Source organism: Chitinispirillales bacterium ANBcel5 (assembly GCA_029688955.1).
Lineage (GTDB): Bacteria > Fibrobacterota > Chitinivibrionia > Chitinivibrionales > Chitinispirillaceae > Cellulosispirillum > Cellulosispirillum alkaliphilum.
Map to the genome: position 1 here is coordinate 23,006 of JARUKZ010000047.1, position 7,393 is coordinate 30,398.

Below are 7,393 nucleotides of genomic sequence, written 5' to 3' on the forward strand. Positions count from 1 at the left end.
ACTTTTTCTATTAATAAATGCAAAATGCGGTCCTATACTAGCCCAATGCTCACTTTTTTTCTGCTTATCTGCACAGAAATGCATCTATAAAGGGCATATCTAACCATAATGAAATAATGTATATTATGTGCATTATTTCAATTACTACTAACATTCACCTGTGAGGTGTTTGATCAGTTCCCACTCACTTTCTAAAATAATTTGGCTTGCATCAAGCTTACTTGGTAAAACGTGGCGCGTTAAGACCCACCATCCCGGTTCAATAAAACCTTTCTCACCTCAACAGGATGGCGTTTTTTGCTTCTGGCACTCACGGCTACTTGCCATTTCATATGTTTTCCGTAACACGGGTAAAACAGCTGTAGTTTCCTCCAGCCGTGATGGAAAGCTGGCAGCACAGGTAGCGAGGCTTTGGAATCATGATGTTATTTTTGGCTCTTCTTCACGCGGTGGTTCTTCTGCACTGAGGCAGTGTTTTCGCGTTTTAAGAGATGGTCGACCAATTGGGATTACACCCGATGGTCCCAAAGGACCGGCTCAGGTAGTGAAACCGGGTGTAGCACAATTATCACTTAAAAGTAAGAAGCCTGTGATCATTATGACTGTAAGAGCCAGTAGTGCCTGGAGATTGAAATCCTGGGACCGGTTTATGATTCCTAAACCATTCTCTCGTTTAACTGTCGAGCTGAGTGACCCCATTGATCCACTCGCTTTTTCATCTGAAGACAACCCGGAAGAATCCCTTAGAGCCGAAATTCAAAAAAGAATGCATAAAGATGACACCATCTAAAAGTACCTGGCCCGAAAATCTGTTTATTCTTATCCCAACCTACAAATCCAGAAAAGAACTCATGGATTTTTTGTCTGATCTTTTAAAAACAGTCCCCCGGGAAAAAATCTGTATTGTGGATGATGCCTCCAAAGATGGAACTGAAAAAGCATGCAAAGATCGTGGAATTTTTTGTATTGTACACAAAAGTAACCAGGGTAAAGGCGCAGCTCTTTTAAATGGGTTCAGCTACCTTTTAACGCAAAAAGATGCTCGCTGGATACTAACGATGGACGCTGATGGCCAACACTCACCAAAGGACCTGCCCTCCTTTTTGAAAGTAATCTCAGAGCAGCCCGATGTGGGACTTTGTATTGGGGCCCGATCAATGAAGCCTGGTGTTATGCCTCTTGCCCGTATATGCTCTAATCGACTAACCTCCTCCTTCTTAAGCCTTTTAACCCTTAGGTTAATCAAAGACAGTCAGTGCGGCTACCGACTCTACTCCTCTGAACTACTCAAAAAGTTAGATATTCAGTATAACAGATTTGAGATGGAGTCAGAAGTGATCCTTAAAGCTGCTTTTATGAATTTTCCAATCAGTTTCATTCAAGTGCATACATTATATTTGAATGGGCCCAGTCATATCTCTCATTTTCGGGATACACTTAGATGGCTTAAAGCTGTTCTTCATATCTGGGTGAGCCTTCTTAGGCACAATGACTCTAAAAGAAACAGCTAAATTCAAACAACTGAAATGCAGAGCATGAAGTTTCACTTTTCCTTAAATCTGGTGTCATAAATGAGCATTAATCATATAAAACCTGAAATTGCATGTGAACGGTTGATTCGAAAACTCAGAGAAAAAGGGATTAAAAACGAAAAAGTGCTACAGGCTTTTCGTAGTGTTCCAAGACACCTCTTTGTTGATGGAGCCATGTACGCTCAGGCTTATGACGATAATGCGCTCCCAATAGGCACTGGTCAGACAATATCCCAGCCTTTTGTGGTAGCATTAATGACCGAGTTGCTTGATTTGGGTAAAGACGACAAAATTCTTGAAATTGGTACAGGTTCCGGGTTTCAAAGTGCCATATTGGCGCAATTTTCACGACGCGTTTATACTATAGAACGCCATCGCGATCTTGCTGAAGCTGCTCGTAAACGACTAAGAGAACAGGGATATGCAAATGTGGTGATAAAGGTTGGTGATGGTAGCAATGGCTGGCCTCAATTTGGGCCCTTTGACCGAATAATTGTCACTGCCGGAGCACCTGTAACCCCAGCTACCCTGCAGACTCAGCTTGCAGTGGGCGGTTTGATGGTGGTGCCTACAGGGGATCGCCAAAAACAGGAACTTTTAGTCTATAAAAAAACACCTCAGGGGTTTGAAACACACAGCGCCGGCAGCGTAGTGTTTGTACCTCTGGTAGGTCAACACGGATGGAAATAGGATAAAGACACACTATCGAGGCGTCCAATCCGTAATAGGTAACTATTTATCAAAATCAGCACTGGTGTATCCAGGCACGGAGAAACTATGCTTTTGTGGGTAAAACACCTCGGTTGCGGTTTTTTAATTGGGGCAGCCAATGTCGTTCCAGGGGTATCCGGAGGCTCACTCCTACTTTTACTTGGATTATACCAAAGAGTTATGTCTGCCCTGAGCGAATTAAAGGGCAACTTTTTCCATAAAACAATACGTCACAGCTCAGGTCTGTTATTTTCTTCACAACGAAAAAAACACTTTGACTCTCTTTTAGAATTATTTAAAGGCATTGATGGAATATTTTTGTGCCAAATAGCTATTGGTGCAGCTCTTTCTATCCTTTTGCTTTCTGATCTGATTGATTATCTCCTTGATAATCAATTCACAAATACCTATGCCTTCTTTTTTGGACTCATTCTTGTCTCCATTTTCTACTCATTGCGCTTTCTCAAAAAAAGAAGGGCTTATCACCTAATACCCATGCTTATCGGAGCAATACTTACAATTTATATAAGCTCCGCAGTGAATCCTGCTGATAGTGTCATTTTAAAATCGGAGCATTATAAGAGTATATATGAAACTCAAATTACCGACGATTCTGATACCCCGGAACCTACTTCAACAAATTTTGCATCAAGCTATACCTTAACCGACTTACTGTTTTCATCGATTTCAGGAGCAGTGTCATTGAGTGCCATGATACTTCCGGGCGTCAGTGGTTCACTTGTATTAATTCTAATGGGACAATATGGGGAAGTCATAAGTGCAGTATCGGGGCTGAGAACATTTGAGATCGATTCCTTTATCTTCCTAACCTTTTTTGCTTTAGGGATGATTTTTGGCACTCTTTTGTTTGCAAGAGTAATAAATTGGGTTCTAAAACGTTTTTATAACGGTACCATAGCCCTTCTTATTGGCCTTATGGCTGGTTCATTACATGCTCTATGGCCATTTAAAAGAGTGGTAGTGATGGATCAGTATATAAGAACACCTGAAGGAATATCTCTTTTAAATAATATCTCTGTATACACAAATATTAACACTTTGCCTTCTGGAGGCTCAGAGTTTCTCCAGGCTCTGCTGCTTTGCCTTTCAGGCATATCAATTATGATTTTACTGAGTTACTATGGAAGAAAAAAAACAGTACAGTTTCAATGAAATTAATCACACCCTCATTTCCTTGTAGAGGGTTGTGTCGGAATGTATCTTAATAAGTTTTCAAATAGCCATCTTTCATTTTATAAGAGGAGAATATATGTCACGAAAAATGGTTCCACATGACGGTAATTCGGCTACCGCCCACGTGGCACACGCCGTTAACGAGGTCATCGCAATATACCCCATTACCCCATCTTCTGGAATGGGAGAAATTTCTGATGAAAAATCTGCTGCCGGAGAGAAAAATATCTGGGGCACAGTACCTACTGTTTCTGAGCTTCAGTCTGAAGGTGGTGCAGCAGGAGCGGTTCATGGAGCTCTTTGTGCCGGTGCACTGACTACTACATTTACTGCATCTCAGGGTCTTCTGCTTATGATCCCTAACATGTATAAAATCGCAGGTGAACTTACACCTACCGTGTTTCACGTATCTGCGCGTTCTCTGGCATGTCAGGGTCTTTCAATCTTTGGGGATCACAGTGACGTAATGTCTGTACGTCAGACAGGTTTCGCACTCCTCTCCTCCACTACCGTTCAGGAAGCAATGGACTTTTCACTTATTGCTCACGCTGCCACACTCGAAGCACGTGTTCCTTTTTTACATTTCTTCGATGGGTTCCGTACCTCTCATGAGATGCAAAAAATTGATGAACTGTCATTTGATGATATGCGCGCAATGATTGATTCCGAAATGGTACGTGCACATCGTAACCGTTCAATGTCACCGGATCACCCAACAATCAAGGGTACAGCTCAAAATCCTGATGTGTATTTTCAGGGCCGTGAAACTGTAAACCCCTACTATGATAAATGCGCTCAAATCGTTCAAAAGTATATGGACAAATTTGCTGAACTTACTGGCAGACAGTACCACCTTTTTGATTACGAAGGTGCACCGGATGCAGAAAAAGTTATAGTAATTATGGGCTCTGGAGCCGATACAGTACACGAAACAGTTGACTATCTCAACTCAAAGGGCGAAAAAACCGGTGTTCTTAAAGTTCGCCTCTACCGTCCTTTTGATGCAAACGCTCTGTTGGCTGCTTTGCCTTCAACAGTTAAAAAGATTGCTGTATTGGACAGAACAAAGGAACCTGGATCACTGGGTGAGCCCCTTTATGAAGATATTCGCACCGCAATCGGAGAATCGATGCAGGAAAGCGACTCAAAATTCACTGCATGGCCTACTGTTATTGGCGGTCGCTACGGTCTTGGTTCAGCTGAGTTTACCCCGGCTATGATCAAAGCTACCTTTGATGAACTCGACAAGAGCAAACCTAAAAACCATTTCGTAATAGGTATAAATGATAATGTCGCCGGGAGTTCCCTTGAATTTGACAAGTCATTTTCTGTAGAAACTGATGATGTTTACCGCGCACTCTTTTACGGACTTGGTTCAGATGGTACAGTCAGTGCCAATAAAAACAGTATCAAAATTATAACAGATAAGACTGATAACAACACTCAGGGTTATTTCGTTTACGATTCAAAGAAAGCCGGTACGGTTACTGTTTCTCATCTGAGATTTGGAAAAAATGACATTCGCCGTCCCTATCTTATCTCTACTGCTAACTTCCTTGCATGTCACAACTTCTCATTCATTGAAAAATATGACATGTTAAAAAATCTCGTTGAAGGCGGGACATTCCTGTTAACTTCACAGTACGATAAAGATACTGTTTGGGAAAACATTCCAGGGAAAATACAGAAACAGATAATCGATAAAAAGCTTGATTTTTACGTGATTGATGCTGTTGGGATAGCTCAGGACATCGGACTTGGACCACGTATTAACACTATCATGCAGACCGCTTTCTTCAAGATTTCTAAAGTTATCGATGAAAAAGTTGCGATCGATGCCATAAAAGATGCTATCAAAAAGACCTATGGCAGTAAAGGTGAAGCGATAGTTAATATGAATATAGAATCTATCGACAAAGCTCTTGGTGGGGTCCAGAAAGTCGAGTATCCGGACAAAGTAACCAACGCAATTGAAGAACGCGCTGCAGTTGCAGATAATGCGCCAGATTTTGTTAAAACCGTTACTGCTAAAATTATGAAGCAGGAAGGTGACCAGATCCCTGTATCTGATATGCCTGCTGATGGTGTTTGGCCTGTAGGGACAACAAAGTTTGAGAAGCGTAACATTGCAGTTGAAATCCCGGTCTGGAATCCTGAAACCTGTATTCAGTGTAACCGCTGTTCACTGGTCTGTCCTCATGCCGTAATCAGACCTAAAGTTTATGATGCGAATCATTTGGATAATGCTCCTGAAACTTTCAAATCAACTGATGCGAAAGGAAAAGAGTTCGCAGGTATGAAGTATACCCTTCAGGTAGCACCGGAAGATTGTACCGGATGTGGTATCTGTGTACAGAACTGCCCAGCGAAAGCAAAAGAAGCTATCACTATGCAGCCCCAGAGTCCGCTTCGCGAACAGGAAGCAAAAAACTGGGACTTTTTCCTAAGCATTCCCGACACTGATCCTTCAAAAATTAACAGCAACACTGTTAAGGGCAGTCAGCTTATTCGTCCCCTCTTTGAATTCAGTGGAGCATGTGCGGGATGTGGCGAAACAGCTTATATTAAACTGGTTTCTCAGCTGGTTGGTGACAGAGCGTACATAGGTAACGCAACTGGTTGTTCCTCTATTTACGGTGGTAACCTGCCAACTACTCCATACACCACCCGTGATGATGGAAGAGGACCTACATGGAACAACTCACTTTTCGAAGATAATGCTGAGCTTGCATTCGGTATGCGTCTTACAGTAGATAAATTCGAAGAGTATGCACGAGAACTTTGTGAACGCGTTATGGCTGAAGATTGCTGTAGTGCTGAAGTGAAAAACCTCATTGGTGAAATCGTCAGCGCTGAGCAGAAAACACAAAATCAGATTGAAGAGCAGCGGGGACGTGTTGAAAAAGTGAAAAGTGAAATTTCAGGCTGCTCCTCTGAACTATGCAAGGAACTTACTACCGTTATAGACTATCTGGTGAAAAAATCAGTTTGGGCTGTCGGTGGTGATGGATGGGCATATGATATAGGATATGGTGGTTTGGATCATGTACTTGCTACTGGTAAAAATGTAAATATTTTGGTACTTGATACTGAAGTTTACTCAAACACCGGTGGACAGTCATCGAAATCTACTCCTATGGGTGCAGTTGCAAAATTTGCAGCCAGTGGTAAACCAACCATCAAAAAAGATCTGTCCATGATTGCAATGAGCTATGGCTACATCTACGTTGCCCGTATTGCTCTGGGTGCAAACCAAAACCAGGCAATTAAGGCTATAGCTGAAGCTGAAGCGTACGATGGACCAAGTCTTATTCTGGCATATTCACACTGTATTGCTCATGGTATCAATATGGTTAATGGATACGAAGCACAAAAGCTGGCAGTAGAGTCCGGACACTGGCCACTCTACCGCTACAACCCAGATCTTTCTCTGGAAGGTAAAAATCCTTTTATCCTTGATAGTAAAGATCCTTCAATCTCTCTTGCAGATTACGTATACAGCGAAAACCGCTATAAGATTCTGCAGCGTTCAAATCCTGAGATCTCTAAGAATCTCATCGATAACGCTCAGAAATCTGTCGTGGCGAAGTTTAAAATGCTAAAACAGCTCGCTGCAAAAGAAGATTAAATAACTCAAATTATTTGATCAACATTAAAGGCTCCGAAGGAAACTTCGGGGCCTTTTTTTTAACCCCACCTGCTCTATTTGTAAAAACCGGGCTACTACTTTCATCTCCCTACTCTGGACCTGATATCATTCCAAGCTTTTCCTAAAATGACCAAGAATTAAATGCAATGCATAAAACACTCTGAAGGATTTTACAAAAAAAACTCTAGTAGTATTTAGAAAAATTGTTACTAAACAGGCTATGTTTAAGCAGTAATGAACTCTGAGCTTTTCCTTTTTGGATCTTGGAAAACAACATCATAACTCATACAAGTTAAATGAAATATTC

The 7,393-nt window shown here is 41.7% G+C and carries 5 protein-coding genes; all 5 read left to right on the forward strand.

The genetic code is table 11. The annotated features are described in order from the left end of the window. Positions 1-169: 169 nt before the first annotated feature. The 5 genes from QA601_16995 to nifJ all read left to right on the forward strand — a co-directional run bounded on the left by QA601_16995 (position 170) and on the right by nifJ (position 7,065). Positions 170-790 (forward strand): lysophospholipid acyltransferase family protein, encoded by a 621-nt coding sequence (locus QA601_16995; protein MDG5816797.1) that lies wholly within the window; start codon positions 170-172, stop codon positions 788-790. Next, positions 777-1,511: a glycosyltransferase family 2 protein gene (locus QA601_17000; protein ID MDG5816798.1), complete on the forward strand. Its 735-nt coding sequence runs from the start codon at positions 777-779 to the stop codon at positions 1,509-1,511. The genes QA601_16995 and QA601_17000 overlap by 14 nt, the downstream gene beginning before the upstream one ends. Positions 1,512-1,571: 60 nt before the next feature. Next, the gene (locus QA601_17005) at positions 1,572-2,222 is read left to right on the forward strand and encodes a protein-L-isoaspartate(D-aspartate) O-methyltransferase (GenBank protein ID MDG5816799.1); all 651 of its coding nucleotides are present in this window, start codon (positions 1,572-1,574) and stop codon (positions 2,220-2,222) included. A gap of 87 nt (positions 2,223-2,309) precedes the next feature. Continuing rightward, on the forward strand, positions 2,310-3,416 hold the full coding sequence (locus QA601_17010; GenBank protein ID MDG5816800.1) for a DUF368 domain-containing protein: 1,107 nt from the start codon (positions 2,310-2,312) through the stop codon (positions 3,414-3,416). A 97-nt stretch (positions 3,417-3,513) separates the two neighbouring features. Continuing rightward, complete coding sequence (gene nifJ, locus QA601_17015) at positions 3,514-7,065, forward strand: pyruvate:ferredoxin (flavodoxin) oxidoreductase (protein MDG5816801.1); 3,552 nt, start codon at positions 3,514-3,516, stop codon at positions 7,063-7,065. The last annotated feature ends 328 nt before the right edge of the window (positions 7,066-7,393 follow it).

Coding starts and splice junctions, on each gene's coding strand:
- QA601_17000 (MDG5816798.1), top strand. CDS start 777: ATGACACCATCTAAAAGTACCTGGCCCGAAAATCTGTTTATTCTTATC.
- QA601_17005 (MDG5816799.1), top strand. CDS start 1,572: ATGAGCATTAATCATATAAAACCTGAAATTGCATGTGAACGGTTGATT.
- QA601_17010 (MDG5816800.1), top strand. CDS start 2,310: ATGCTTTTGTGGGTAAAACACCTCGGTTGCGGTTTTTTAATTGGGGCA.
- nifJ (MDG5816801.1), top strand. CDS start 3,514: ATGTCACGAAAAATGGTTCCACATGACGGTAATTCGGCTACCGCCCAC.